The sequence below is a fragment of the Escherichia sp. WS1451 genome, from assembly GCF_046487365.1.
Lineage (GTDB): Bacteria > Pseudomonadota > Gammaproteobacteria > Enterobacterales > Enterobacteriaceae > Escherichia > Escherichia coli.
The window spans coordinates 24,221-46,126 of record NZ_JBJQJP010000029.1; the positions used below are offsets into that span (position 1 = coordinate 24,221).

The window sequence follows — 21,906 nt, forward strand, 5'->3', positions numbered from 1 at the left end:
CACCTCACAGGAAGACACAGTTACGTTTACGCCACATCAGGTAGCCGAAGTTTTTCTTTGTGTTGGGCGGATTTTTCCCGGTTTCCCAGCGGGTCACGCTGCGCCCGAACGGGTGGCACTGCCCGCTGTCCGGATACATATTCACCATCTGGTAACGCCAGCGTTCTTTGGGCAGGATTGGGGGCGGATATTCATTACAGACGGCGTTATTTTTCCCGATGGTTTCCATAATCATGCCCTGACGGTGCAGCTTGAACGCCATGCGTTCACTGACCAGCAGGGAGGACTGCAACGGACTGGACTCATTACTCACCCAGCCATTGAACGGGTACATACTTCCCTGCGAACCGGCACACCAGAACAGAACATCGAGAGGCATATTAAAGGCGCTGGCAATCGCATCTGCTGCGCAGGCTCCCTGTGCTATCGGATTGGCAAAGATGACAGCTTCCGGATTGAGAATGGTGGTCAGGCTGCTGTCCGTCCAGGTGGGGTCGATTTCAGAAAGATAAGCGATATCCAGGTCACCACCTTCCAGACAGCCCAGCGATGTGATGATGTTCAGCCAGTACGTCAGCGGGTATTTGTACCAGTGAACGTGATAGAACGCCCCATTTACCTGCTTCTCATCCTTTTTCGCCGTTCCCTGTGCCGTTTTACCAAAAGCCGGCAGGCTGAAGCCCAGGTTCACCATGCATCCCGGTGACCGGGTGACGTCCGTCAACGCCATCGGCTCCCAGTAACCAATGGCCAGCCCGATACGCCTGAACAGCGGCGGCGGTGCCGGACAAATCTGAATGGGCATCGACGGGTTCGCCGTGTCGGGGACCTTACCCTGACTGACTTTGATACTGCCCAGCGAGAGCGGGAAAATACAGCTCCAGCAGATATCTGTGATCGGGTTTACAAAACGCCCCTCACAGGCAGAATCCGCAGACGCCGCAGGGACATGACCGGCGAAAAGGAATAACATCAGCAGCCACAGCCTTCGCTTCATTTTCTGCCCTCCTCTGCCGGAATAAATTCCACCTTCAGGAAGCGATCGCCGGGAACGGCGCTCACCCGTGCCGGGACCTGATCAATGCCGAGGCGCTGGCAGAGCACACCGTTCTGGTCAAAGTAAACACGGCTGTCCAGAGACTTCTGCATCTCCGGGATACTGCCCTGCACGAGGATAATTTTGCTCTCCAGTGTGGGCGGCGTCTGGCGTTTCATCCAGGCCACCTGCGCCGGATCATCGCCATTGATGAAATACAGCGTCTGGTTAAAAGGAACATACTGCAGCGGATTCATCACTTCACCCTGACGGGCAAACACCCGCCCTTCGTTATCCCGGATATCCGCAGCCAGTCTGACGGACGGGTCAAACAACCGGCTGCCGTATTTCTCCGTGCGTCCGATACCGGGCACGGCAGGGGGCCGCAGACTGTTGCGGATCACCCGCTCCTTAAAGGCATCCATTTTCCGGCCCATCTCACCGGACTGCTCCAGTGCCGTCAGGCGCTGCATGATCACCGTCAGCATGTCCGGCTCCTTTACCGGCCACAGATCGCCCCAGGTACCAAGATCGGCGGCGGCCACACTCTGCCCCCATATCAGCAGGGCAATCAGCCCCCGGCATCTCATGGTTCCGCCCTCATTCGCCGGGCAATATCCTGCTGGATTTCCCGGGTGATATCCGGTGCCCCCTGTACCACAGCAGGCGACACCAGAATGACCGCGTGGTGTTTCTGCTGCCACGCCTGCAGGCTGGCTTCCAGTGCCGTGTTAAAACGCGCTGAAAGGGCTTTTGACTGCGCTTCTGACAGTTGTTTCTGACTGGCTCTGTCAAAAAACGCATCCACGGTCTGTTTCATGTTGAAGGCGACAGTCACCGGTGCGTTCAGTCTGACAATGCCGTAACTGACGGCTGCGTTCAGTAACACCATTGCCAGGCATCCCGGCACCGTCCACCACCAGTGGCTGCGTCGTTCTGCCATGACGTCGGCGGGTTTCTGCGTTGAACTCATGCCACACTCCTGTATTTCTCATGTTCTTCCAGCCAGGCTTCCAGCGAAGCCATTTCCGGCCCTGACTTCTTCCACGCCAGCTGCCACACTGCCTCATGAATACTCAGCCCCTCTTTACGCTTCTGCTGCACAAACTCAAAATCCGGGCCGTCAGAGCTGTACATGGCGCGGCTTAACGGGTCCACAAACAGACGGTGCCAGGAGGAATGGTTTTCCACCTGCAGCAGGAAGGAACTGAACCACTGGTCTTTGGCCGCACCAAACTTACCAATCATGTCGCGCTGCAGTGGCAGGAACTGGTCCGGATACAGTTGGTTGTATTTCGCGAACTCCTTCGCACTCTGTTTGAGGATAATTTTGTAGGAGGAGTTACCCCATGCCGCGCGGGCAGCACTGGAGGCCTTATCAGAGTCAAAGTCGACGATGTTCTGTGTGATGGTGATATAGGCACCGGTATGACGGCGGGCCGTACGGTAGCCTTTCTCAATAAATTCACCGACCTTGTGATTTTTGAAGTCCAGCAGACGCCAGCCTTCATCAATAACGTTCAGTTTCTTGAGGTTACGCGGCGTGCGGTACATCCTGTTCTCGATGTAGATAATCAGGGAGAACATCACCGCAACCAGCAGTGACGGACGGTCTTCCAGTCCGCCCAGCTCCAGCACCACCATTTTTGCGTCATCCCGCAGGGACGGCTCATCAGAGTTAAAATACTGGCCGTAAGTGCCGTTGGCAGTGTACTGGTCAAGCAGCACAATCATTTCGTCCAGACGGCTGCGGATAGTCGGTGACTCGGCATACTGCTCGCTGTCACTGGCGTTTTTCAGGAAATCCACCACGTCATCAATACGTGCTCTGTTCTCTTTGGCCAGCCAGGAGGCTCTGACCGCCTGCAACAGCAGACCTTCATGCACTTCATCCAGGTTACCGTTGGGGCTGGCCATCACTGACAACTGGTCACGGACACGCTCCGCTGACTGGTCAATATCGGTGATGTTCGCAAACGGGTTAAAACGCAGGGTTTCACCGTCCAGATACACCCCGCCCATGTTCCCACACAGGGACTTGTATCCATCCCCCATGTCGAACACCACGGCAAAGCCTCCGGAGTCCAGCACGCTGCGGATAAGTGGCTGTATCAGCCCGGTTTTACCGGCCCCGGAGGTGCCACAGACCGCCATGTTGTAGTTGGTGTTATTCATCCCCCGGAAGAAAATATCGATAAACGCCAGCTGGTTACGGTAGGTGGGTGCCAGCAGACCTGCCGGTGTCAGGGGGTTATCCGCCACTAACGGCATCAGGTTGGCAACATTAAAGCTCTCTGCGCGCTGAACCACTCCGGCCTCTTTCAACTGTTTAAACAGCCCTTTCCCGGCCATAAAGGGCAGGCAGGTCAGGAAATTGCGCATGTGGTTAAAGCGCGGTGAAATCAGCTCAAAACCGTTTTTACGAAAGCTGTTCAGGATGTCCTGCTCCACTTCCAGCGCCGTTTCATTATTGTCCTTGCAGAATGCTGTGATGTTGAGGAAGTAGGACACCACGGAGGACTGACCGGAGCCCAGCCGCTGACGCAGTTCCCCCCACTCCTTCGCCTCTTTCTCCACGGACGGAAACCATTTGGCATAGGAGGTCTTCGACTTTTTCTCCAGGTCCATGTACTTCAGGTTGGCTTCGCTGTGGGTTTTCACCTGGTCTTCCACCACCAGAGTCAGCGTCAGGATGAACGGACAGGAGATGGACAGTTCCGGGTTCAGCAGGTTGCTGTAGTTGTCGGCCACGTTCCACAGGAAGGCGATTTCCGGGTTACGGGCCAGATGGAAATTCAGGATGCGGGCCGTGCTGTTCCTGCCGTTCTCACGCAGGCCCAGCGTCAGGTAATCAGCCCGGACTTTCAGATCAAAACTGTCCTCCACACACTGATAATTCAGATCAGAATACGGGTCCAGCTGACGTCTTTTCGGGTACAGGGAGTCCGGGTTATGGTTAATCATCTCCCCGACAATATCGATAAAGGCCTGTGCATCCACCGTCTGTGTGGTGATACTGGCCCCCTGTAACGACGCCCGGATGATTTTCACCAGGTTTTCCATTTCCAGAATGTCGGCCCGGCTTTTTTTCTTCGAAGGAGAACAGTACGAGATAAACACCCGGTAATGGCGCAGGGTCAGGGGCAGATTCATCCCCTCCGGCAGCGGAAACTGTGTCGCTGCCGCTTTCATATAATAGGCCCGGGTAATGGCGTTAAACCGTTCAGCCTGTTCACCTGACCAGGAGAACTCACGCAGCCCGTATTCAATCCTGTCACCAACCAGCTGACTGGACATCAGATGGATACACAACGGAATACCGCGCGGCAGTTTGGTGCGCAGCATGTGATCGAGGGCCTCCACAATGGACTCATTCGCCCCATTGATGGGGATGGCTTCCAGCATAAAGCCCATCGTGGTGTCATTCATGAACAGACCGGATTCCTGGTTGTAATCACGGTACGGCAGCAGACGGCTGAACTGCGGGAAGCTCATTTCGCCCAGAACTTCATTGGCCTTTGCGGATTCGTCAGGCAGTTTCAGTGCTGTGACGAGGGAGTTAACCGCCTGAGTGACGGCCTCAAGTGGGTTATTCACATGAATTCCTTAGTTGAAAAATAAAGCGAGAAATGCGGTAGCCATGAAGGGAATACCTGTAATTAACGCGCCATTTCCCGGCGCATATACAAAGATTTCTGTTTTCTGAATATCCACTCATGTTCATCCGGAATTAAATCACTATGTTCTGCGACTGACTTATGCATAATGTTTTCTCTGTCTTTCCTGATACGCCTGACATTCAACGCACAACGTCACACCGGGAAATATTTTCCGCCGGGCTTCCGGAATAGGATTTCCGCATGCTTCACAGAGATAAACAGGAATACCATGAGCATTTATTTTCTGGCGTATCCGGTTTATTCCTGTCATGGTCAGTTGTTCTGTCACTGAATATGCTTCATCGGCTTCATCACTCACGGAATATTCCTCCCGACATGTTCTGACACGCTACCGCCCATCCCTTTTCACGCACAGGGCACTCGTTTTACAGGCAGATTTTGAATACAGAAAGCCCGCCGGCATTGCCGGCTGATATACAACTTCAGGGCCAGTTAATTAATACGTGGTTTTCCCCACGCAGACGGTTTAATAACAAAAAACACGCTGGATGGCTGATGATAAACATCCTGGTTATCAATATAAGGCGCTATCCATAATGCTGCCGTCTGCTCACCCGTTCTTAGCGGACGAGGAGGTGTTACCGGCGTAACTGAACTGACCGGAACAACCGTTTTCACTTCCCGGGCAGCGGTAAACAGCGGGCGAGGTGCCAGCAGTTTCTGCTCCGGATGTGCTGTCACCGCAGGTCTGCTGCCGGACGGAGTGGTCGCGGTGACGGTCTGCACCGGCATTGTCCGGAAGTTCCCTTCAGCCAGGCGCGGCAGTGATGCCGCAACCGGCTTTGCTTCTGAGGACTGCTCCAGTTTTTTGGCCTTCTCATTGGCCTGCTCCATCGTCATACAGGTATCGGATGTGGTGGCGTTACACTCAAATTCCGTACTGGTTCCGGCACAGCCGGAAAGTAATAAGGTCCCCAGCAGAGGAATAAAGAAAGAAATCTGTTTCATTGTCCCTCACCTTTCTCATCGCAGTTCACAAAATCCTTCTTCAAATCCCTGACCGTACAGGTTTTTACAATGTCAGGATTTTCAAAAACCGTACTCCGTGATGATTTATAAACATATGCCACAATGCGTTTCCCACCCGCATCAGGTTCTGGTGCACTGACTTCACATAACGGAGGTGTTATTCCGGACTCATACAGCACCGGATAATTTATTTTTTTGACGCTGCCATCAGAAACCAGCTTATTCATCGAAGGGTTCCTTATATTTCTGAATTCTTCATCACACCGACAGCAGTCATATTAAAATTGTCCGGCAATGACTCAGAACCGAATTTCTCCGGTGCAGGAAGTACGATTCTTGTGGCGCAGTTACTGAGAACAGCATGCATAAAATCATCTGACACGGTTTTACCCGGCACAGAGAGGGCTGTAATAACATTAATATTACGCATGTTCATTTTTATCTCCGTTGTTTCTGTTTGTTCTGTCATCAGGAAGATAAACAGGGCATTTCCTGATTTTTCCCGGCAGGGAAGCGTCTTCCGTATAAACTTCCTTCAGATGTTCATCTGCGGTTACCACCCGGATACATTTCATTTTTCCGGGTCGCACCGGATATTTCCCGGTGATCGCTGCCAGCGAGACATACATCAGTGCCAGTGTTGCCCATAATGCGGTGACCAGTTGCATCAGTGACCGGTCAGTCTCCCTGACATAATCTGCAGCATCAGCCGCGCGGTAATGGCAGATATCCTGTATTTCTGATCTGCCTGAAGAATCAGAGGAAGAAAACCAGCATTCACTGACCGGGAACTGTCCGGCAGGTGCTGTTTGTCTTACGAAGTTAATCTCCTTAACCAGTAATTTCCCCGGCGTGGTGTTGTCCTTCCATAAAACAAACAGAGCCATCAGGGCCATTGTGGCCAGTGGCAGAATGACGGTGTACTTCAGACACCAGAACAGTCCTCGCAGAACCCGGGCGACAACATACCGGGCGGCATGGCCCGCCTGACGGGACGACGTATTATTTGCCATCATTGCCCCCTCCCTGACTGCCGGACATAAACTGCTGCGGATTCAGGTTGCCCAGCTGCTTCAGCATCTGGTCAGTATTAAAGCCGTTAAGATGACTTTCAGCTGATGGCGGAACAGGAACCGGACTTTCCGGATTGTCTTCTTCCGCTCTGCTCTGCGTGCGTTCCAGCGCCATCTCTTCCACGGTTTTCAGCTGGAAGCCGTCCTGGAACACCACGGTCACTTCGTTGCCCGCACCAATCGGTATCACCGGGTGATACTGTTCGGCACGTTTGATGTAGTAGTCACTGAGCGTCTGTGCGGCTTTCGATGCGCCGCCACCGATACCCATTTTAAGGACATCGCCGGCCCCGTAAGCAGCAGTGGCACCCAGCCCGACAGCCGGCTGGGAGGCGCGCTCCATTCCCTGACCGATACCGTCAACAAATCCCGCGCCCCATGCCCAGCCGAGGATTTTGCCGTTACGCATCACCACTTCGCCCTTGATACCGTTTTTACCCCGGAAGCTGACATGCCCCTTAATCGGCATATCAATAGTTTTGCCGTCCTTCAGGCAGCTGATATTGCGGGTACGTACAATGGCACGCTCACTGGACACATCCCCCCAGGCTTCCAGACCAACAAAACATCCCGTTGCGTCATACGTCTTGCTGTTCGGCATTTCCACCAGGCCGGTGATACGCAGCTGCATCGGCACCGTGGATTCATTACCGGTGACAGAGGCATTGGCATCCGCCCCTTCAATCAGCATGGCTTTCGCAAAACTTCCTGACGGAATGTACGGCAGTGATGGTCCCTGTTTTCCCTCATTATGGGTAAACACCTTACGCTGTATCCGGTTAGGCACCGGCACAGACTGGTACGTCACCTGTGGTGGTGGCGTGACACCATTCCCGGGATAAAACGCCGTCGGCGGTGGAACAGCAACGCTGCCCTGCGGCGGGAAGGATACGGGGGTGTTTCCTGGCTGTGGTTCGCCTTCCGGGCCGGGCGGTGAGGCAGGCATCTGCGGTACAGGCTCACCGGTCGCCGTGACGGGATTAGCACCCAGGGCTTTTACCTGCTCTGCCAGGGCGGCATTGTCCTGTCCCAACTTTTCAATACGACGCTGGTCATCACCGCGCTGTTTGTTCAGAACATCCAGCTCACGACGGATTTCCTCATACTGCTTCTGCATCTGCGCTGCCGTCACCTGCATCTCGGTGGTGGCATGCTGACGCACCTTGTCATCAAAGGTCGTATCCACCACACCGGTCATATCCGGCACAGGCTCCTGTTCAGCCACGGTTTCACCGTTACCGGACATGTCCACATCAGACAGATACAGTGCCCCACCAATCGCGGAGGCTGTACCGACAACCACAATCCCCAGCCACAGGTACTGCTTGCGTTTCACAATGGTATTGATACTGGCCATCAGTTGCCCTCCCCGTCACGGATGACATACACATCCATGCGCGCACCTGCCAGTAACTGGCTGGCAGGCTGGCTGAACATCACGGCACGGGTTCCCGGCTGCCAGAAGTCACTTTCCCGGATATTCAGGGCAGACAGCGTTTTATTTTCCACGGCAAAGCGGACCATCTTCAGGTGATTCCCCGTCCATACGGCATCTGCCACTGAAGACAGCCCCGCCGGGGCCTGCAGGGTTTCCTTTGTCACTGGGACCTGATACCAGCCTGCGGGTAATTTTCCGCCACGGACGGCCTGGCTGATGGTCACAAGCAGGGATTCGTAAGGCGTGGACGTTTCCCACGCACCGGCTTCTTCTCCGGTTCCGCGCAGGTCACTGACCAGCTGAATGGTACGCCCCGCGCCTTCACGGGGAACGGCCTGAATGGAAAGATTCAGACCACGTTCTGTTTCCAGAATGAACGTAAAGGGCTTTTTGTTGACGGTGGCAACCACCACACCGCCGGAGGCGGTCTGCTCATTATTGGTCAGGGCACCATCCAGACTGTTCACGGCGATAATCCGGTCACCGGGAACGGTAAACAGATTCGGGCTGGTATTGCTGATGGCAATACTGGCCTGACCACCGTTCACCATTGGCACCACGGTGGGGGCCAGCGTACCGTTTGCGGCCATCACGCTGCAGGAAAAAAACAGGCTGCCGAATATTATTGCCGAATATTATTGCCGTATTATTTTTTCTCATCGTCTGTTTCCCCGAAATTATCCAGCCAGGTCACCCCGTTTTCCCGCTTCAGAATAAGGATGTAATGTTTGATATCAGTGAAAGGTTTTGAATCACCAATCCAGGTTTTAAGCACACCTCGAATTTCCACACGGCCATACTGAGGCCAGACACGAACACTGGTCTGGAAAAAGGCTGAGTTCACGTTATCGTTTTTAATACGCTTCGCTTCTTCAGCCAGAATAACTTTCATCTGGTTCTGTGCGCCCGGGCGGATATATTGCAGAAGCGCCTGATGTGAGGCATCGACGGTTTCTGATGAAACATTCAGACGGAGGGCAATAAATGACAGCGCCATCTGCTGTAAATAAGAGGCGTCGGCACTGTTCTGTGACACGGCAAAGGGGGCATTAAATGCCATTGGCGTCACGGCAGTGCGTTGCTCATTCTGAAGACGGTAGTTATTCACCCCCTGAATGACGTTAACAGAGAGGCTGAGAACAATAAGCACTGACATAAATATAAAGGCGATGGCCATTACACGACTGGTACTTAAACGGGCACCGTGTTCCATATAACAATCCTGGTATCAGTTCTATTTAATCCACTGCCGGAAACACGAATCGGGAACATTATGAAAAATACCGCGCAGCAGGGCTGTTGGCATATACCAGTAAATCAGGTCACGTAACCAGGAACTGCCCCGCCCTTTTTTCAGTTTTTTAATCCCGAAATAAACCAGAACCGCTGCACCAATACCGAACAGATATTTCGATGTTGTGATACCCCAGCCAATACAGATTGCTGCGGGGATCAGTTCATCCAGTGGCAGGCCAAACCAGCGGCTCTGGTTGGTCAGTGTTTCCGGGAAACGATATTTCTTAAGTTTATTCTCGTCTCCCGACATCGTTTTATTTCCTGTCAGAGGCCAACGACGGCCATACCCACAGCAATAAATACAGAGATGATGGCAAAACCGGCCAGGAACTTGACGTTTTTGGTCATCATGTACATGACAGCACCGACCAGAACTTCAGCCAGAACAACCCATTTAACAACACTGGAGTCCTTACCGAAGGTCGCCTTAACCGTGGTGTTACCGCTTGCCATCAGGTCCTGACCACTGCTGCCGGCGGCCATCGCCAGCTGCGGGAAGAACATCATCAGAACAGCAGCCGGGATCACTGCGCGAGCCAGGCGAAGCATATTCAGACGAGTGAATTTAGAAAAAAACGACTTCTTTTTGACGGGCGCAGAAGCACCCTGAACACTTAAAACAGCATTCATAAGTTACCTCAATTTCGGATAAATGAATAAAACTAGAGTGTATTAAATGTTATATCTTCCTCTTTATCTGCCTCCCTGAATATCTCCGAGTTATAAAAATCAGGAAACTTGATCAAATGATCAATAACTCTGTCTGCAGCCTCATCTGTTTTACACCATCCACTACGATTTTTGGCTGCAATAAGTAGCTGGTTAGTTTCATCATCCAGACGCATTGTCAGATACTTAACCAGCGACTTACCATAGATATTCCCTGCCCTGTTAAACTTTGGATAGCGGTGAAGATGATCTTTAAGTCTTATTACTGCCTCAAACGATCGACTTCTTCCGCTTCTGTTACTTGCCTCAATTAATAGACTTTCCACATCTACAGGTAATTTTAGTTTTACCATCTTACCTGTTGCAGAACGTGTACCAAATCTTTTCAATAACACCTCCCGCTGTTTATCTTCTGGTTACCACTTATGTTTACAGAATAATCAGAAAAGGTAAATAGACGGAAAGTCTATATTTTATTAACACCTTATTAACGCGTATTTATGATACACATAGCCTTCTCGTATAAATAATAAATAAACTTTTTATTGTAGAGTAAGATAATTAACTCATCTTTATTAGAAACAGAGAAGTAGTCGCATATCAGAGATGCGTGTTTCTTTGATGTGGAGATGGATATATTTAATATTCTTGCTATAGCATTATGACTGATTCCGGTGCTATATAAGTAAAAGACATCATTTACATATGATGATACAGAAGAATCATCACTCATTCTTCTGATTATATTTCTGATATCATCACTGACAATCGTTTTTTGATTATAACTGTCTTTATGACGAACATGAGCAGCATCATAAAATTGCCACAGAATAATATTTCTGTGTCCATTAAGAAATGACTGGACAGATATTGTCCAGAATCTGTTCTGAATAAAAACATCCTCTACAAGATTAAGATGCGTATGCTCATTCCTGTATGCTTCCATCTCTGTGACAGAGATCAATTCACAAAAATCTCTCTGCGACAGAAGCCATTTTTCAGCACTTTGATCTTGTGTAAGAAATGACTCATGAAACAGCGTATTGCAAAAAATAAATTTTCCAGTTTCGTCCCTGATACAGGCTGGATTTGGATAATCCTGAATAACTGCCGTCAGATTTTCCAGCAGATCTATTTGACGAGCATGTTTTTGTTGAATACGATCCATCGGATACATAGGAACCTCCTCACAAAGGATTCTATGGACAGTCGATGCAGGGAGGAGAGAACTCCCTGCATCGGCGATTTTCAAATTCAAATTTTAACGTGGCATTAACCACGTAATTAATATACTAATTATCTTTCGTACTGTCACCTTTTTAAATCATAAAAACTCTGATATTTGAACGAAGTCAAATTTCTTTTATTCATCATCATTTTTTGGAAAAAATCGTTCCATCTCAGATGATACCTTCTCCCTGATATCTTCAACCATATTGGCATATTCAAACTTTGGATTTCCGGAGACATGAGGACTGAGAGACTCAATACCCAAAATTTTCGCTACTGATGATTGTGTTTTTACAACGCATTCAAGAAGCAATTTATTAAACTCAGTCTGATTAAATGCAGACTCTTTACGCTCCATCTGAGCCTCATGTACACGAAGCCCCAGTTCAAGAAGCATTGAAGCTGTTGCTGAAAAACTGACATCTTTTTCCCTTGCCCCTTCCTGTCGACGCTTCTCAATAATCGCATTTATTTTTTCATAGGCATCATTGCTGATATACAGGTTCACCTTAGCCATTAGAGATTACCTTTTTTGAACATAAAATAAAGTTAATTTCGAAACACTAAAATTCATAATGCAAACAGGGACGCACCGCTAGCAGCGCCCCTAGCGGTATCCTATAAAAAAACACACCGCGCCGCTAGCAGCACCCCTAATATAAAATAATGTTTTTTATAAAAATAGTCAGTACCACCCCTACAAAGCGGTGTCGGCGCGTTGTTGTAGCCGCGCCGACACCGCTTTTTTAAATATCATAAAGAGAGTAAGAGAAACTAATTTTTCATAACTCTCTATTTATAAAGAAAAATCAGCAAAAACTTGTTTTTGCGTGGGGTGTGGTGCTTTTGGTGGTGAGAACCACCAACCTGTTGAGCCTTTTTGTGGAGTGGGTTAAATTATTTACGGATAAAGTCACCAGAGGTGGAAAAATGAAAAAATGGATGTTAGCCATCTGCCTGATGTTTATAAATGAGATCTGCCAGGCCACTGATTGCTTTGATCTTGCAGGCCGGGATTACAAAATAGATCCTGATTTACTGAGAGCAATATCATGGCAAGAATCCCGTTACCGGGTTAATGCCATCGGTATTAATCCGGTAACGGGATATGGCAGCGGACTGATGCAGGTAGATTCCCAGCATTTTAACGAACTGGCCCGCTACGGAATTAAGCCAGAACATCTGACAACAGATCCCTGCATGAACATTTATACCGGTGCTTATTATCTGGCAATAGCATTTAAAAAATGGGGCGTCACCTGGGAGGCCGTTGGTGCATACAATGCCGGATTCAGGAAAACCGAACGCCAGAACCAGAGACGTCTTGCCTACGCATCAGATGTTTACCGGATTTATACTGGGATAAAAAGCAGTAAAGGTATCCGGCTTCCGGCCACGAAGAAATCACTTCCGGAAATTAACAGCGTGCAGAACAATTAATCTTACAGACATTGTCAGATACCGGTTATGCCGCAAAAGCGGCATGGAAGGCCACACACAAAAATATCATATGAGTGACAATACTGACTGGCCGAAGCCCCGCGAAGCGGGAACCCATCTTATATATACCCGGTAACTGTGCAGCCTCCTGCCAGACCATTTTTCGCGGGCACAATATTTACAGACAACCGGAAATCCGGTTGATGAAATTGAGGTATATCAGACGACACAGCAATGCCGAAAAATGATAATATAAGTAAAGCCCCGAAAATTTTTTCGGGGCTTTACTTATATTATCATAACTTCCACTTTCTGAACTGTTCGGCAATCACCCATAACGCCTTGTTGATTCTTATATCACCATCAATACCTGTAATGGCTCTTGTCCTGGTATTTTTCCCGGAGGCACTTCGCCCCGATAATCCACCTTTTATCATATTCTCCTGAACCCGCTGCCAGGTTGTCCAGAGATCGTTCTGTTTGTCTTCCCGACGACGGGGAGTAATTATCTGTTCAGGTGTCACTGGCGTTTTATTTTCATCTTCATACCTGACCATCAGTGCAGCTCTGCCAAATAAATGTTGCTCGTCACTGTTAAGATGAATTTCTTTCATCGCCTCCATATTATCAGTGACCTTATCAAAGACACCGAGCACTTCATACGCTCCCTCGATAACCTGCCCGACAATATCACCTTTATGTGGAACGCGGATTTCGCCAAAATTATTTCCGCACACCAGGCCATTTGTGCAGACAAAACGAAAAATTCCGGGGATCATCTGATAACTGGATGAACCATCATGTGAATTAAGCAGGATAATTTCAGGAACTTCCTGTCCGTTAATATGCCCTTCCCTGCGAAGACGTAACATATGTTTACTGTATTCGCGACGTCCCAAATCACGAATCCGACTCTGACAGGCAAAGAATGGCTGGAAACCTTCATCACGTAACTTATTGATGATATTGATTGTTGGAATATACGTATAACGTTCACTCCGGGACTCATGTTTATCACCGGAAAATACCGAAGGCACGAACTGCATTAATTCATCATCCGTTAAAGGACGTTCACGGCGGATGGAATTATACCGACCAAAACGGGAAGCTAATCGCATAACAGCTACTCCTTTATGAAAGAATAAATTTAATAAAAAATTTTTCCGCTTAATATCATCCCCCCGATCTCCATTAACAAGATTGCAACAATCAGGAGGGATATTCATCACATCCGGTCAGCAGATCGCCCGGATATCGAGGCCGGCACGCTTAATCTGACGCAGGAACTGTTTGAAGTGATCGGCTTCCGCAATGTTGATATGGCGGAACTGCTTATCCACACCCTGACTGAGCGCGTAGCTATAACTGAAGGCCATCTTTTCCGGGTGGCTTTTGCGATATTTTTTCAGCTCAGTCAGGCTGCTGAATTCCAGGACGTCCCACTCTTCCCCGGTGTTTTTTTTCTTCCCGGCAACAAGAAGCGTGTACGACGCGGTGTTAACGTGGATATTTCGGGTACTCATCCTGCTTTCTCCTCTCTCTGGTTTTCAGCCCCCATCATCTGTTGAGTTTCGGGAGCCGCGGTTTTGACGTTTTGCGGGGACCTGCCTTTTGTTCCCTCCGGTATTCACCATCACCTGTTTGAGAACCTTCGCCGCATGGGGCATCACTGCCACGGCCGGAAACGACTGTCCGGGGGCAGACCGCAAAAGTTTTTGCCTGCTTCTGGGCAAAAAGTTTTGCGGGATGTGCATTTCACCCCTGGACTGGCGGAGACGGTTGTGGCTGTCTATGCCCCCGGCGACAGGGGCTTAAACTGGTGAATGGCACCGGACACAACAACGGGCAGGGACCCGCCGCAACGACGTGAAGCGCGGTTTGCGAAACGGCGTTGCGCCTTACATCCCGGCGCCTTTTGCCGGGATGCCGGGAGCGCAGGTCACGGCGCGACAGAGGCGGCGCGACCGGAACGGTCGCTGCAAGCCAGGGGTTTTCACGCATCGGACCGTAGCGACAGCCCGAAACCGCGCCAGCGGGTTCGGCGGAGACTGGCAGGTGCGCCAGCAGCTGCCTGTCGGAGTCGGGCCTGACGACCGGATGCCGCCAGGCAGCCGGGAGCCGAAGGTACGCCCGGCAGACAGGACAACACTGCAGTAGTCAGAATCAGAGCAGGAAGAAAAAGAGAATAATCACAGGGAAGGTGATGTGATTTCTGACAGGCCATAACCAGAGAAGGCGGGGGAAAAGAACGGGCGCCGCAGGCGCGCGTTCATCCCCGTTCCTGAAGTCAGGTTGTTCATGCCCGTACAACATCAGCAAGGAGAAAGGGGCTACCGGCGAACCAGCAGCCCCTTTATAAAGGCGCTTCAGTAGTCAGACCAGCATCAGTCCTGAAAAGGCGGGCCTGCGCCCGCCTCCAGGTTGCTACTTACCGGATTCGTAAGCCATGAAAGCCGCCACCTCCCTGTGTCCGTCTCTGTAACGAATCTCGCACAGCGATTTTCGTGTCAGATAAGTGAATATCAACAGTGTGAGACACACGATCAACACACACCAGACAAGGGAACTTCGTGGTAGTTTCATGGCCTTCTTCTCCTTGCGCAAAGCGCGGTAAGAGGCTATCCTGATGTGGACTAGACATAGGGATGCCTCGTGGTGGTTAATGAAAATTAACTTACTACGGGGCTATCTTCTTTCTGCCACACAACACGGCAACAAACCACCTTCACGTCATGAGGCAGAAAGCCTCAAGCGCCGGGCACATCATAGCCCATATACCTGCACGCTGACCACACTCACTTTCCCTGAAAATAATCCGCTCATTCAGACCGTTCACGGGAAATCCGTGTGATTGTTGCCGCATCACGCTGCCTCCCGGAGTTTGTTCGGCACCATCCACCGCTCCATCTCACGAACAGCATGACCGACCACCCTTGCCGCCATACCAGCCTCTGCGATGACCTGCCAGAATGGCATATCCTGCCACTGCCAGCGTTCCATTCCGGCCAGTGACGGAAAACGCTCGCCCCACTGCCAGAACAGGGTTTCCAGGTCATGCTCTGCCACCCGGTCACTCCAGCGTGCATACCAGCTTCCGACTGTTTCCGGCGAATGGAATGCCAGTTCGATTTCAGCCTGAGCGACCAGCGCCTGGTACGCACGGGCTTTCTGCTCTGCCTCCCTCGCCTGCTGGCGGCTGTACTTCTGCATGACCAGCGCGGATTTATGGCGACTGCGTTCCCTGACACGAAACCGCACCGACGGGAACAAGCGTTCTGCTGCATCGCCTGGAAGGGGAAGGAGGCAAACCTCGCCCTGTGTTTCAATCAGCACATCGATGGCATACAGCCACTGAAGACGGTTGCCGTGCAGTTCTTCTGCGGTCAGGGACGGCATGAAAAATCGCAGGTCAGACAGCGATATCCTGCGGCTTCCGTTCAGACAGCGGAAAAACGCCCCCGCATACGGATATTCAGCCAGCGTGTTACCCTGATGGCGGCGTTTTTCGGTCTCCGCCACCGCCCGCCATGCGGCCTGTTGCTCTGTGCTGAGAGGAACCAGTGCCTGTGAACGTGCGCTCATGCCTGACTTCCTTCCGCCATCAGGATATGGATGATGTCACTGACGCTGTACCCCTGCGCGTCCAGTGACGCCGCCAGTGCCAGTGAATGGCTGACAGCTTCCGGTGCAAACCGCCGCTGTACCTGAACCACCGCAAACGGCTCACCACCGGCATTCACCAGAACCAGCACCCAGACCTGAGAGACATCGCCCGGTGAACATAACGCCAGGTGAAAACGTTCGTGGGCAGGCGTGAAACGGACCTGGACGGGGAAAAAGCCGCCAAACTCGCTGCCGTACTCGCCGTTCATCGTCCAGTTATCCGGCGCATCCAGCTCCCGCATCACGGCGTGAGTCAGCTCACGGCGTTCATCACTTCCGGCAGCCCGGATATCTTCATATTCCTGTGTGTTCATGGTCTGTAATACATTCAGGGTCAGTTCAGTTTTCATCACGGTATCTCCCTTGCTGCCGCCCCGTCTCCGGCGGGGCGGTGTGGTTGTTCATCAGGCGGCATCAGCCAGGTTATCGGTGCGTTCAGTGGCATCCGTCTGTGGGCGTGGTGCACACATCCAGCCTGGAACCCAGCGGTTGTCTTTCATATGGTGCTCTGCATGTTCAGCCGCATCACCTTTCTTCATCTTCTCCGCGTCCCGTGCGGCACCGGACAGCCCTGCCTTATTCAGGGCTGCGATAATCTGCGGCGGACGTTCGCGCGTCGGGCACCTCTCTTACTTAAGAATCCCGAAATCCCTGATGACATGGTTCATCCAGTACCCGGCACCGTCCTCAAAATTCCAGGTACGCCAGACCATTGCACCGTTATTACGGACAACCAGGCGAAACTGTTCGCCGTGGTCATCCTCGATAAAGACGTTCCGGTACTGTGCGGCAACAGCTTCGGCATGTTTGCGGGTAAAAGGACCGTCAGGCAGCCCCTGAAGTATTCTGAAATATTCGCTCATCCTCATCTCTCCGGTGATGCCCCGCACAGAACGGGGCGGGGCGGGGCGGTTATCACAGTCAGCCCGATCAGAACGGGATATCGTCTGAAAACCCGTAATCGTCACCCTCCGGCGGTTGCGGCTGAGGCTCCGGCTGCGCGGCCTTACGTCCACGGCCTTTCGTTTTTGCGCCACCTTTTTTCGTACCGGCCTCCGCCTGTGGTTCCGGCTGAGGCTGACCGCTGAACTGTTGCCCCTCTTCCGGCTGAGTCTGAGCACCTGCGGCACGTCCCAGCATCTGCATGGTGCCCGTGGTCTTAACAAGAATTTCGGTGACGTAACGGGTGATACCGTTATCCTCCCAGCTACGGGTGCGAAGCTGACCTTCGATGTAGACCTGCGCGCCCTTGCGCAGATATTCGCCAGCCACTTCCGCGAGCTTGCCGAACAGCACCACGCGATGCCATTCTGTCTGCTCCCGCATCTCCCCTGTCTGTTTGTCACGCCAGGTTTCCGACGTGGCGACCTGCAGGTTTGCCACTGCGCCCCCGTTGGGGATGTAACGGACTTCCGGATCTTTTCCCAGGCGTCCCACGAGAATGACCTTGTTAATGCCACGAACTGCCATGATGTGCCTCCTTCTGTTGATGTTTTCAGCCCCCATCATCTTTTGAGTTTCGGGAGCCGCGGTTTTGACGTTTTGCGGGGACCTGCCTTTTGTTCCCTCCGGTATTCACCATCACCTTTTTGAGAACCTTCGCCGCAAGGGGCATCACTGCCACGGCCGGAAACGACTGTCCGGGGGCAGACCGCAAAAGTTTTTGCCTGCTTCTGGGCAAAAAGTTTTGCGGGATGTACATTTCACCCCTGGACTGGCGGAGACGGTTGTGGCTGTATCAGCCCCCGGCGACAGGGGCTTAAACAGGTGAATGGCACCGGACAGAACAACGGGCAGGGACCCGCCGCAACGACGTGAAGCGCGGTTTGCGAAACGGCGTTGCCCCTTGCATCAACGCCAGCCCGGCTAAGATGGAGGCACGGCACAGCCCGCACACGACTCGACGTCCACATAACTGAACCCCCACAAGGCCATGCTCCGCATGGCCGGGTAAAGCGGAGCCGGCGGCGACTTCCTTTGTGCTCTGTCCGGGGACCGGCAGGAAAAAGGCGGGGATTTTCCCCGCCATCGTCATCATTTCCGGATTTTTGCCAGGGCATCCGCCATGCTGCGGATTTCATCCCGTGCCTCCAAGAAAACTCCCGCAGAATATAGCGGTCAAACAAGCGGCGGGGCGGTTCACCCGGTATACGCAGCACATCACAGACCAAGCCACTGGCCAAGATATGTTCCACACACTCACTGGCAGGCATTAATGGAATCGTAGTCTCACGCTGATAATCAGATCGACAATACAAGTGAGACCGTGGTCCCAGACTGATTAGCAGACCAACAATACGAGTGGGACCGCGGTCCCAGACTGATTATCAGACTAACAATATGAGTGGGACCGTGGTCCCAGACCGATAATCAGACCAACAATATGAGTGGGACCGTGGTCCCAGACTGATTAGCAGACCGACAATATGAGTGGGACCGTGGTCCCAGACTGATTAGCAGACCGACAATATGAGTGGGACCGTGGTCCCAGACTGATTAGCAGACCGACAATATGAGTGGGACCGTGGTCCCAGACTGATTAGCAGACCAACAATACGAGTGGGACCGCGGTCCCAGACTGATTAGCAGACTAACAATATGAGTGGGCCCGTGGTCCCAGACCGATAATCAGACCGACAATATGAGTGGGACCGTGGTCCCAGACTGATTATCAGACCGACAATACAACTGGGACCGTGGTCCCAGATATAATATTCAGGCCAGTTAGTTATGTTTTCTAGCCTGTGCTAAAGGAAATTAAGTAAAGACAGATAAATGTAGACTAAAACGTGCCGCATCAAAGTGCCGCTTTTTCAAGTTCCTTAAGAATGGCTTCAATTCTCTCTATACACTCAGTTGGAATACGAGATCTATCTAGGTTTAACACCATTTTATCGCCCTTGTACAACACTGTCGCTCCAGGAGCAAACTGATGTCGTGAGCTTAAGCTAGTTCTTGAGGCAGATGACGTTTTAAGCACAGACGTTAAAAGAGTGATGACTTCTTCAGCTTCAAATATCACTCCTGCTTTTTTCTGCTCGTGAAGGTTAGATGCCTGCTGCTTAAGTAATTCTTCTTTATCTGTAAAAGCTCTTTGAAGTGCATCACCTGACCGGGCAGATAGTTCACCGGGATGAGAAAAAAGAGCAACAACTGATTTAGGCAGTTTAGCTGTGTTGATACAGCGGGTAATAATCTTACGTGAAATATTTTCTGCATCAGCCAGCGCAGAAATATTTCCAGCAAATTCATTCTGCAATCGGCTTGCATAACGCTGACCACGTTCATAAGCACTTGTTGGCCTATAATCGTTACCCAATCTGGACAATGCAGCCATCTGCTCATCATCCAGCTCACCAACCAGAACTCGATAATCACTTTCTGTAAGTGCAGCAGCTTTACGACGGCGGCTCCCATCGGCAATTTCTATGACCCCAGACACTCTTCGACCGAATGCTGGTGTCTGCTGACCTGTCAGTAGAAAAGAAGGGATAAGATCATCCAGGGCGTCTTCGGTAAGCAGTTCCTGGTCACGTTCATTACCTGACCATACCCGAGAGGTCTTCTCAACACTATCTCCCCGGAGCACCTCAAGGGTAAATTTCACGTCCCTACCACATACAGGCAAAGTAATAGCATTGCCACGAGCCATAGCTCCTACGCGCGCAATTAACGAATCCACCATCGGTGCAGCTGGTGCCGATGACGGAGTATCTTCAAGCGGTTGAGTCTTAATCGTATGTTTTGGAATGACAGGCGCACGCTTCATTATCTAATCTCCCAGCGTGGTTTAATCAAACGATCGAAAATTTCATTGCAGACAGGTTCCCAAATAGAAAGGGCATTTCTCCAGGCACCTGTTGAAGAGCGTTGATCAATAGCCTGTTCAAAAACAGTTCTCATCCGGATCTGACCTTTACCAACTTCATCCGTTTCACGCACAACATTTTTTAGGACCATGCTTCCCCAGGCGTCCCGAATTTGCTCCTCCATCCACGGGGACTGAGAACCATTACTATTACTGTATTTGGTAAGCAAAATACGTACATCAGGCTCGAATCCTTTAAGATCTACGTTTTTGAGCAGATCACGAAGCATATCGAAAAACTGCAGAGCGGAAGTGTAGTCGAACAACTCAGCAGGCGTGGGGACAATCAACACATCAGCAGCACATACAACATTAATCGTGCCGATACCTAGGTTAGGCGCGCTGTCAATGACAATGACATCATAGTCATGAGCGACGGTTTCAATGGCCAGTCGGAGCATCAGGTGTGGATCGGTGGGCAATTTACCTTCATCAAATTTGCCCATTAGCTCAGTTTCAATGCGGTGCAGAGCCAAACAGGAAGGAATAATGTCAAGCCCAGGCCAGCAAGTAGGCTTTATTGCATAAGTGACATCGTCCTTTTCCCCAAGATAGAAGGGAAGGAGAGTATCCTCTGCATGAATATGAAGATCTGGCACCCAGCCGTGATACATCGATGCTGTTCCCTGGGGGTCGTTACCTTCCACGAGCAGAACACGTAATCCCTTCAGAGCCAGATCCTGAGCAAGATGAACAGAAACAGAGGTTTTGTAAACGCCCCCTTTATGAGCAGCAACTCCAATCACCGGCGGAAATACGTCTTCAGCACGTCGTAGTCTCGTACCAAACACGTCACGCATATGATTAATTTGTTCAATTGTATAACCAACACGTTGCTCAACCCGTCCTCGTATTTCCATATCCGGGTGCGGTAGCCGGCCTGCTTTCTCGGCATCCCTGATAGCCTGAGAAGATACTCCAACTAAATCCGCTGCTTCACCTATTCTCCAGCGTCGGGTGATTTTCCTCGCTTCCGGGCTGTCATCATTAAACTGTGCAATGGCGATAGCCTTCGTCATTTCATGACCAGCGTTTATGCACTGGTTAAGTGTTTCCATGAGTCTCATTCTGAACATCCTTTAATCATTGCTTTGCATATTTTCATTTAATCTTGCATTTTATTGCAAAGCAACAACAAAATTGCAAAGTAGTCAAAAAACCGCAAAGTTGTTTAAAATGAGAGCAACACATCAAAAAAGGAAACAGGAAGAGCACATACCTCAGTCAATAATTATCACTAGTACTCGTAGCCGTCGTGTAACCGAGCGTAGCGAGCTAACTGGCGAGGACGCGCGCTAACTGTTCACACTCAGTATCCCTAGCACCAAAATAACTATCTGATGGTCAAGGCGGTAATGACTCCAACTTATTGATAGTGTTTTATGTTCAGATAATGCCCGATGACTTTGTCATGCAGCTCCACCGATTTTGAAAACGACAGCGACTTCCGTCCCAGCCGTGCCAGGTGCTGCCTCAGATTCAGGTTATGCCGCTCAATTCGCTGCGTATATCGCTTGCTGATTACGTGCAGCTTTCCCTTCAGG

At 50.9% G+C, this 21,906-nt stretch carries 31 protein-coding genes and 6 pseudogenes; 4 read left to right on the forward strand and 33 right to left on the reverse strand.

Annotated features, from left to right (window positions below; all coding sequences use genetic code 11):
• Positions 1-4: 4 nt before the first annotated feature.
• The 17 genes from traU to traM all read right to left on the reverse strand — a co-directional run bounded on the left by traU (position 5) and on the right by traM (position 11,908).
• Positions 5-997 (reverse strand): conjugal transfer pilus assembly protein TraU, encoded by a 993-nt coding sequence (gene traU / locus ACJHX7_RS23505; RefSeq protein WP_000830181.1) that lies wholly within the window; start codon positions 995-997, stop codon positions 5-7.
• Entirely contained in the window at positions 994-1,626 is a 633-nt protein-coding gene (traW, locus tag ACJHX7_RS23510) for a type-F conjugative transfer system protein TraW (protein WP_001203720.1), read from the reverse strand. The genes traU and traW overlap by 4 nt, the downstream gene beginning before the upstream one ends.
• Positions 1,623-2,009, reverse strand: a complete 387-nt coding sequence (trbI, locus tag ACJHX7_RS23515; RefSeq protein WP_000099686.1) for a type-F conjugative transfer system protein TrbI — start codon at positions 2,007-2,009, stop codon at positions 1,623-1,625. The genes traW and trbI overlap by 4 nt, the downstream gene beginning before the upstream one ends.
• Entirely contained in the window at positions 2,006-4,633 is a 2,628-nt protein-coding gene (gene traC, locus ACJHX7_RS23520) for a type IV secretion system protein TraC (protein ID WP_410231708.1), read from the reverse strand. The genes trbI and traC overlap by 4 nt, the downstream gene beginning before the upstream one ends.
• 159 nt (positions 4,634-4,792) lie before the next feature.
• On the reverse strand, positions 4,793-5,014 hold the full coding sequence (traR, locus tag ACJHX7_RS23525; protein WP_001278689.1) for a conjugal transfer protein TraR: 222 nt from the start codon (positions 5,012-5,014) through the stop codon (positions 4,793-4,795).
• Between the two features lie 134 nt (positions 5,015-5,148).
• Complete coding sequence (gene traV, locus ACJHX7_RS23530; RefSeq protein ID WP_000809838.1) at positions 5,149-5,664, reverse strand: type IV conjugative transfer system lipoprotein TraV; 516 nt, start codon at positions 5,662-5,664, stop codon at positions 5,149-5,151.
• Positions 5,661-5,912 carry a conjugal transfer protein TrbG gene (gene trbG, locus ACJHX7_RS23535; RefSeq protein ID WP_001038342.1) on the reverse strand — a complete coding sequence of 84 codons (252 nt, stop codon included), beginning with the start codon at positions 5,910-5,912 and terminating at the stop codon, positions 5,661-5,663. The genes traV and trbG overlap by 4 nt, the downstream gene beginning before the upstream one ends.
• An 11-nt stretch (positions 5,913-5,923) precedes the next feature.
• Positions 5,924-6,121 carry a conjugal transfer protein TrbD gene (locus ACJHX7_RS23540; RefSeq protein WP_001324648.1) on the reverse strand — a complete coding sequence of 66 codons (198 nt, stop codon included), beginning with the start codon at positions 6,119-6,121 and terminating at the stop codon, positions 5,924-5,926.
• Positions 6,108-6,698, reverse strand: coding sequence for a conjugal transfer pilus-stabilizing protein TraP (traP, locus tag ACJHX7_RS23545; protein ID WP_001376242.1), 591 nt, complete (start codon positions 6,696-6,698; stop codon positions 6,108-6,110). The genes ACJHX7_RS23540 and traP overlap by 14 nt, the downstream gene beginning before the upstream one ends.
• Positions 6,688-8,115 carry an F-type conjugal transfer pilus assembly protein TraB gene (gene traB, locus ACJHX7_RS23550; RefSeq protein WP_410231709.1) on the reverse strand — a complete coding sequence of 476 codons (1,428 nt, stop codon included), beginning with the start codon at positions 8,113-8,115 and terminating at the stop codon, positions 6,688-6,690. Before traB ends, traP begins: the two co-directional genes overlap by 11 nt.
• Positions 8,115-8,786 carry a type-F conjugative transfer system secretin TraK gene (gene traK, locus ACJHX7_RS23555; RefSeq protein ID WP_001340581.1) on the reverse strand — a complete coding sequence of 224 codons (672 nt, stop codon included), beginning with the start codon at positions 8,784-8,786 and terminating at the stop codon, positions 8,115-8,117. Before traK ends, traB begins: the two co-directional genes overlap by 1 nt.
• 56 nt (positions 8,787-8,842) lie before the next feature.
• Positions 8,843-9,409, reverse strand: a complete 567-nt coding sequence (traE, locus tag ACJHX7_RS23560; protein WP_000399792.1) for a type IV conjugative transfer system protein TraE — start codon at positions 9,407-9,409, stop codon at positions 8,843-8,845.
• A gap of 21 nt (positions 9,410-9,430) precedes the next feature.
• Positions 9,431-9,742: a type IV conjugative transfer system protein TraL gene (gene traL / locus ACJHX7_RS23565; protein ID WP_000012106.1), complete on the reverse strand. Its 312-nt coding sequence runs from the start codon at positions 9,740-9,742 to the stop codon at positions 9,431-9,433.
• Positions 9,743-9,756: 14 nt separating this feature from the next.
• Complete coding sequence (gene traA / locus ACJHX7_RS23570; RefSeq protein ID WP_000994779.1) at positions 9,757-10,122, reverse strand: type IV conjugative transfer system pilin TraA; 366 nt, start codon at positions 10,120-10,122, stop codon at positions 9,757-9,759.
• Between the two features lie 32 nt (positions 10,123-10,154).
• The gene (gene traY, locus ACJHX7_RS23575; protein WP_001309237.1) at positions 10,155-10,550 is read right to left on the reverse strand and encodes a conjugal transfer relaxosome DNA-bindin protein TraY; all 396 of its coding nucleotides are present in this window, start codon (positions 10,548-10,550) and stop codon (positions 10,155-10,157) included.
• A gap of 98 nt (positions 10,551-10,648) precedes the next feature.
• Entirely contained in the window at positions 10,649-11,338 is a 690-nt protein-coding gene (traJ, locus tag ACJHX7_RS23580) for a conjugal transfer transcriptional regulator TraJ (protein WP_000283385.1), read from the reverse strand.
• Between the two features lie 186 nt (positions 11,339-11,524).
• On the reverse strand, positions 11,525-11,908 hold the full coding sequence (gene traM / locus ACJHX7_RS23585) for a conjugal transfer relaxosome DNA-binding protein TraM (RefSeq protein WP_001151524.1): 384 nt from the start codon (positions 11,906-11,908) through the stop codon (positions 11,525-11,527).
• A gap of 320 nt (positions 11,909-12,228) precedes the next feature.
• On the opposite strand from traM, the gene ACJHX7_RS23590 reads away from it, so the two are divergent.
• The gene (locus ACJHX7_RS23590; protein ID WP_000243712.1) at positions 12,229-12,831 is read left to right on the forward strand and encodes a transglycosylase SLT domain-containing protein; all 603 of its coding nucleotides are present in this window, start codon (positions 12,229-12,231) and stop codon (positions 12,829-12,831) included.
• Positions 12,832-13,127: 296 nt separating this feature from the next.
• Here ACJHX7_RS23590 and ACJHX7_RS23595 read toward each other — a convergent pair whose 3' ends face one another.
• From ACJHX7_RS23595 to ACJHX7_RS23605, 3 genes are all read right to left on the reverse strand, one after another.
• Positions 13,128-13,949, reverse strand: a complete 822-nt coding sequence (locus ACJHX7_RS23595) for a DUF932 domain-containing protein (protein WP_410231710.1) — start codon at positions 13,947-13,949, stop codon at positions 13,128-13,130.
• Positions 13,950-14,066: 117 nt separating this feature from the next.
• Positions 14,067-14,354 (reverse strand): hypothetical protein, encoded by a 288-nt coding sequence (locus tag ACJHX7_RS23600; protein WP_000107535.1) that lies wholly within the window; start codon positions 14,352-14,354, stop codon positions 14,067-14,069.
• A gap of 24 nt (positions 14,355-14,378) precedes the next feature.
• A complete protein-coding gene (locus ACJHX7_RS23605) occupies positions 14,379-14,585 on the reverse strand; it encodes a hypothetical protein (RefSeq protein ID WP_000547968.1) in 207 nt (68 codons plus the stop codon).
• Between the two features lie 69 nt (positions 14,586-14,654).
• Between ACJHX7_RS23605 and ACJHX7_RS23610 the strand changes: the two are divergent.
• Positions 14,655-14,827, forward strand: a pseudogene (locus ACJHX7_RS23610) (hypothetical protein); the annotation flags it as partial.
• On the opposite strand, the gene ACJHX7_RS23615 reads toward ACJHX7_RS23610, so the two are convergent.
• The 3 genes and pseudogenes from ACJHX7_RS23615 to mok form a co-directional block, all read right to left on the reverse strand.
• Positions 14,825-15,055 (reverse strand): hypothetical protein, encoded by a 231-nt coding sequence (locus tag ACJHX7_RS23615; RefSeq protein WP_071586998.1) that lies wholly within the window; start codon positions 15,053-15,055, stop codon positions 14,825-14,827. The pseudogene ACJHX7_RS23610 and the gene ACJHX7_RS23615 sit on opposite strands and share 3 nt — an antisense overlap.
• Positions 15,056-15,255: 200 nt before the next feature.
• Positions 15,256-15,381, reverse strand: coding sequence for a type I toxin-antitoxin system Hok family toxin (locus tag ACJHX7_RS23620; RefSeq protein WP_001372321.1), 126 nt, complete (start codon positions 15,379-15,381; stop codon positions 15,256-15,258).
• Positions 15,323-15,472, reverse strand: a pseudogene (gene mok / locus ACJHX7_RS23625) (plasmid maintenance protein Mok); the annotation flags it as partial. The pseudogene mok and the gene ACJHX7_RS23620, both read right to left, overlap by 59 nt.
• A gap of 21 nt (positions 15,473-15,493) precedes the next feature.
• Between mok and ACJHX7_RS23630 the strand changes: the two are divergent.
• On the forward strand, positions 15,494-15,682 hold the full coding sequence (locus tag ACJHX7_RS23630) for a hypothetical protein (protein WP_001299721.1): 189 nt from the start codon (positions 15,494-15,496) through the stop codon (positions 15,680-15,682).
• Here the strand turns inward: ACJHX7_RS23630 and ACJHX7_RS23635 are convergent.
• The 6 genes and pseudogenes from ACJHX7_RS23635 to ACJHX7_RS23660 form a co-directional block, all read right to left on the reverse strand.
• Positions 15,651-16,413: pseudogene (locus ACJHX7_RS23635) on the reverse strand (plasmid SOS inhibition protein A). The gene ACJHX7_RS23630 and the pseudogene ACJHX7_RS23635 overlap by 32 nt on opposite strands.
• Entirely contained in the window at positions 16,410-16,844 is a 435-nt protein-coding gene (psiB, locus tag ACJHX7_RS23640; protein ID WP_000845936.1) for a conjugation system SOS inhibitor PsiB, read from the reverse strand. The pseudogene ACJHX7_RS23635 and the gene psiB overlap by 4 nt, the downstream one beginning before the upstream one ends.
• Before the next feature lie 54 nt (positions 16,845-16,898).
• Positions 16,899-17,102, reverse strand: a pseudogene (locus ACJHX7_RS23645) (hypothetical protein); the annotation flags it as partial.
• Positions 17,103-17,123: 21 nt separating this feature from the next.
• Positions 17,124-17,357 carry a DUF905 family protein gene (locus ACJHX7_RS23650; RefSeq protein WP_000005990.1) on the reverse strand — a complete coding sequence of 78 codons (234 nt, stop codon included), beginning with the start codon at positions 17,355-17,357 and terminating at the stop codon, positions 17,124-17,126.
• A gap of 67 nt (positions 17,358-17,424) precedes the next feature.
• The gene (locus ACJHX7_RS23655; protein WP_000290840.1) at positions 17,425-17,964 is read right to left on the reverse strand and encodes a single-stranded DNA-binding protein; all 540 of its coding nucleotides are present in this window, start codon (positions 17,962-17,964) and stop codon (positions 17,425-17,427) included.
• Positions 17,965-17,989: 25 nt separating this feature from the next.
• On the reverse strand, positions 17,990-18,196 hold the full coding sequence (locus ACJHX7_RS23660) for a hypothetical protein (RefSeq protein ID WP_000275856.1): 207 nt from the start codon (positions 18,194-18,196) through the stop codon (positions 17,990-17,992).
• Positions 18,197-18,265: 69 nt separating this feature from the next.
• On the opposite strand from ACJHX7_RS23660, the pseudogene ACJHX7_RS23665 reads away from it, so the two are divergent.
• Positions 18,266-18,346, forward strand: a pseudogene (locus ACJHX7_RS23665) (hypothetical protein); the annotation flags it as partial.
• 182 nt (positions 18,347-18,528) lie between these two features.
• On the opposite strand, the pseudogene ACJHX7_RS23670 reads toward ACJHX7_RS23665, so the two are convergent.
• The 4 genes and pseudogenes from ACJHX7_RS23670 to ACJHX7_RS23685 form a co-directional block, all read right to left on the reverse strand.
• Positions 18,529-18,698 (reverse strand): annotated as a pseudogene (locus ACJHX7_RS23670) (hypothetical protein); the annotation flags it as partial.
• A 593-nt stretch (positions 18,699-19,291) separates the two neighbouring features.
• Positions 19,292-20,263 (reverse strand): ParB/RepB/Spo0J family plasmid partition protein, encoded by a 972-nt coding sequence (locus ACJHX7_RS23675; protein WP_000817028.1) that lies wholly within the window; start codon positions 20,261-20,263, stop codon positions 19,292-19,294.
• Positions 20,263-21,429: a plasmid-partitioning protein SopA gene (gene sopA, locus ACJHX7_RS23680; protein ID WP_001238646.1), complete on the reverse strand. Its 1,167-nt coding sequence runs from the start codon at positions 21,427-21,429 to the stop codon at positions 20,263-20,265. Before sopA ends, ACJHX7_RS23675 begins: the two co-directional genes overlap by 1 nt.
• A gap of 299 nt (positions 21,430-21,728) precedes the next feature.
• Positions 21,729-21,906: IS1 family transposase (locus ACJHX7_RS23685; RefSeq protein ID WP_000663719.1), on the reverse strand; the 178-nt coding region annotated here is incomplete at its 5' end.

Excerpts from the sequence above, each read along its gene's own strand:
- traU (WP_000830181.1), bottom strand. The coding sequence starts at position 997 with ATGAAGCGAAGGCTGTGGCTGCTGATGTTATTCCTTTTCGCCGGTCAT.
- traW (WP_001203720.1), bottom strand. The coding sequence starts at position 1,626 with ATGAGATGCCGGGGGCTGATTGCCCTGCTGATATGGGGGCAGAGTGTG.
- trbI (WP_000099686.1), bottom strand. The coding sequence starts at position 2,009 with ATGAGTTCAACGCAGAAACCCGCCGACGTCATGGCAGAACGACGCAGC.
- traV (WP_000809838.1), bottom strand. The coding sequence starts at position 5,664 with ATGAAACAGATTTCTTTCTTTATTCCTCTGCTGGGGACCTTATTACTT.
- trbG (WP_001038342.1), bottom strand. The coding sequence starts at position 5,912 with ATGAATAAGCTGGTTTCTGATGGCAGCGTCAAAAAAATAAATTATCCG.
- ACJHX7_RS23540 (WP_001324648.1), bottom strand. The coding sequence starts at position 6,121 with ATGAACATGCGTAATATTAATGTTATTACAGCCCTCTCTGTGCCGGGT.
- traP (WP_001376242.1), bottom strand. The coding sequence starts at position 6,698 with ATGGCAAATAATACGTCGTCCCGTCAGGCGGGCCATGCCGCCCGGTAT.
- traB (WP_410231709.1), bottom strand. The coding sequence starts at position 8,115 with ATGGCCAGTATCAATACCATTGTGAAACGCAAGCAGTACCTGTGGCTG.
- traK (WP_001340581.1), bottom strand. The coding sequence starts at position 8,786 with ATGGCCGCAAACGGTACGCTGGCCCCCACCGTGGTGCCAATGGTGAAC.
- traE (WP_000399792.1), bottom strand. The coding sequence starts at position 9,409 with ATGGAACACGGTGCCCGTTTAAGTACCAGTCGTGTAATGGCCATCGCC.
- traL (WP_000012106.1), bottom strand. The coding sequence starts at position 9,742 with ATGTCGGGAGACGAGAATAAACTTAAGAAATATCGTTTCCCGGAAACA.
- traA (WP_000994779.1), bottom strand. The coding sequence starts at position 10,122 with ATGAATGCTGTTTTAAGTGTTCAGGGTGCTTCTGCGCCCGTCAAAAAG.
- traJ (WP_000283385.1), bottom strand. The coding sequence starts at position 11,338 with ATGTATCCGATGGATCGTATTCAACAAAAACATGCTCGTCAAATAGAT.
- traM (WP_001151524.1), bottom strand. The coding sequence starts at position 11,908 with ATGGCTAAGGTGAACCTGTATATCAGCAATGATGCCTATGAAAAAATA.
- ACJHX7_RS23595 (WP_410231710.1), bottom strand. The coding sequence starts at position 13,949 with ATGCGATTAGCTTCCCGTTTTGGTCGGTATAATTCCATCCGCCGTGAA.
- ACJHX7_RS23600 (WP_000107535.1), bottom strand. The coding sequence starts at position 14,354 with ATGAGTACCCGAAATATCCACGTTAACACCGCGTCGTACACGCTTCTT.
- ACJHX7_RS23605 (WP_000547968.1), bottom strand. The coding sequence starts at position 14,585 with ATGCACATCCCGCAAAACTTTTTGCCCAGAAGCAGGCAAAAACTTTTG.
- ACJHX7_RS23615 (WP_071586998.1), bottom strand. The coding sequence starts at position 15,055 with ATGGCCTGTCAGAAATCACATCACCTTCCCTGTGATTATTCTCTTTTT.
- ACJHX7_RS23630 (WP_001299721.1), top strand. The coding sequence starts at position 15,494 with ATGAAAATTAACTTACTACGGGGCTATCTTCTTTCTGCCACACAACAC.
- psiB (WP_000845936.1), bottom strand. The coding sequence starts at position 16,844 with ATGAAAACTGAACTGACCCTGAATGTATTACAGACCATGAACACACAG.
- ACJHX7_RS23650 (WP_000005990.1), bottom strand. The coding sequence starts at position 17,357 with ATGAGCGAATATTTCAGAATACTTCAGGGGCTGCCTGACGGTCCTTTT.
- ACJHX7_RS23655 (WP_000290840.1), bottom strand. The coding sequence starts at position 17,964 with ATGGCAGTTCGTGGCATTAACAAGGTCATTCTCGTGGGACGCCTGGGA.
- ACJHX7_RS23660 (WP_000275856.1), bottom strand. The coding sequence starts at position 18,196 with ATGTACATCCCGCAAAACTTTTTGCCCAGAAGCAGGCAAAAACTTTTG.
- ACJHX7_RS23675 (WP_000817028.1), bottom strand. The coding sequence starts at position 20,263 with ATGAAGCGTGCGCCTGTCATTCCAAAACATACGATTAAGACTCAACCG.
- sopA (WP_001238646.1), bottom strand. The coding sequence starts at position 21,429 with ATGAGACTCATGGAAACACTTAACCAGTGCATAAACGCTGGTCATGAA.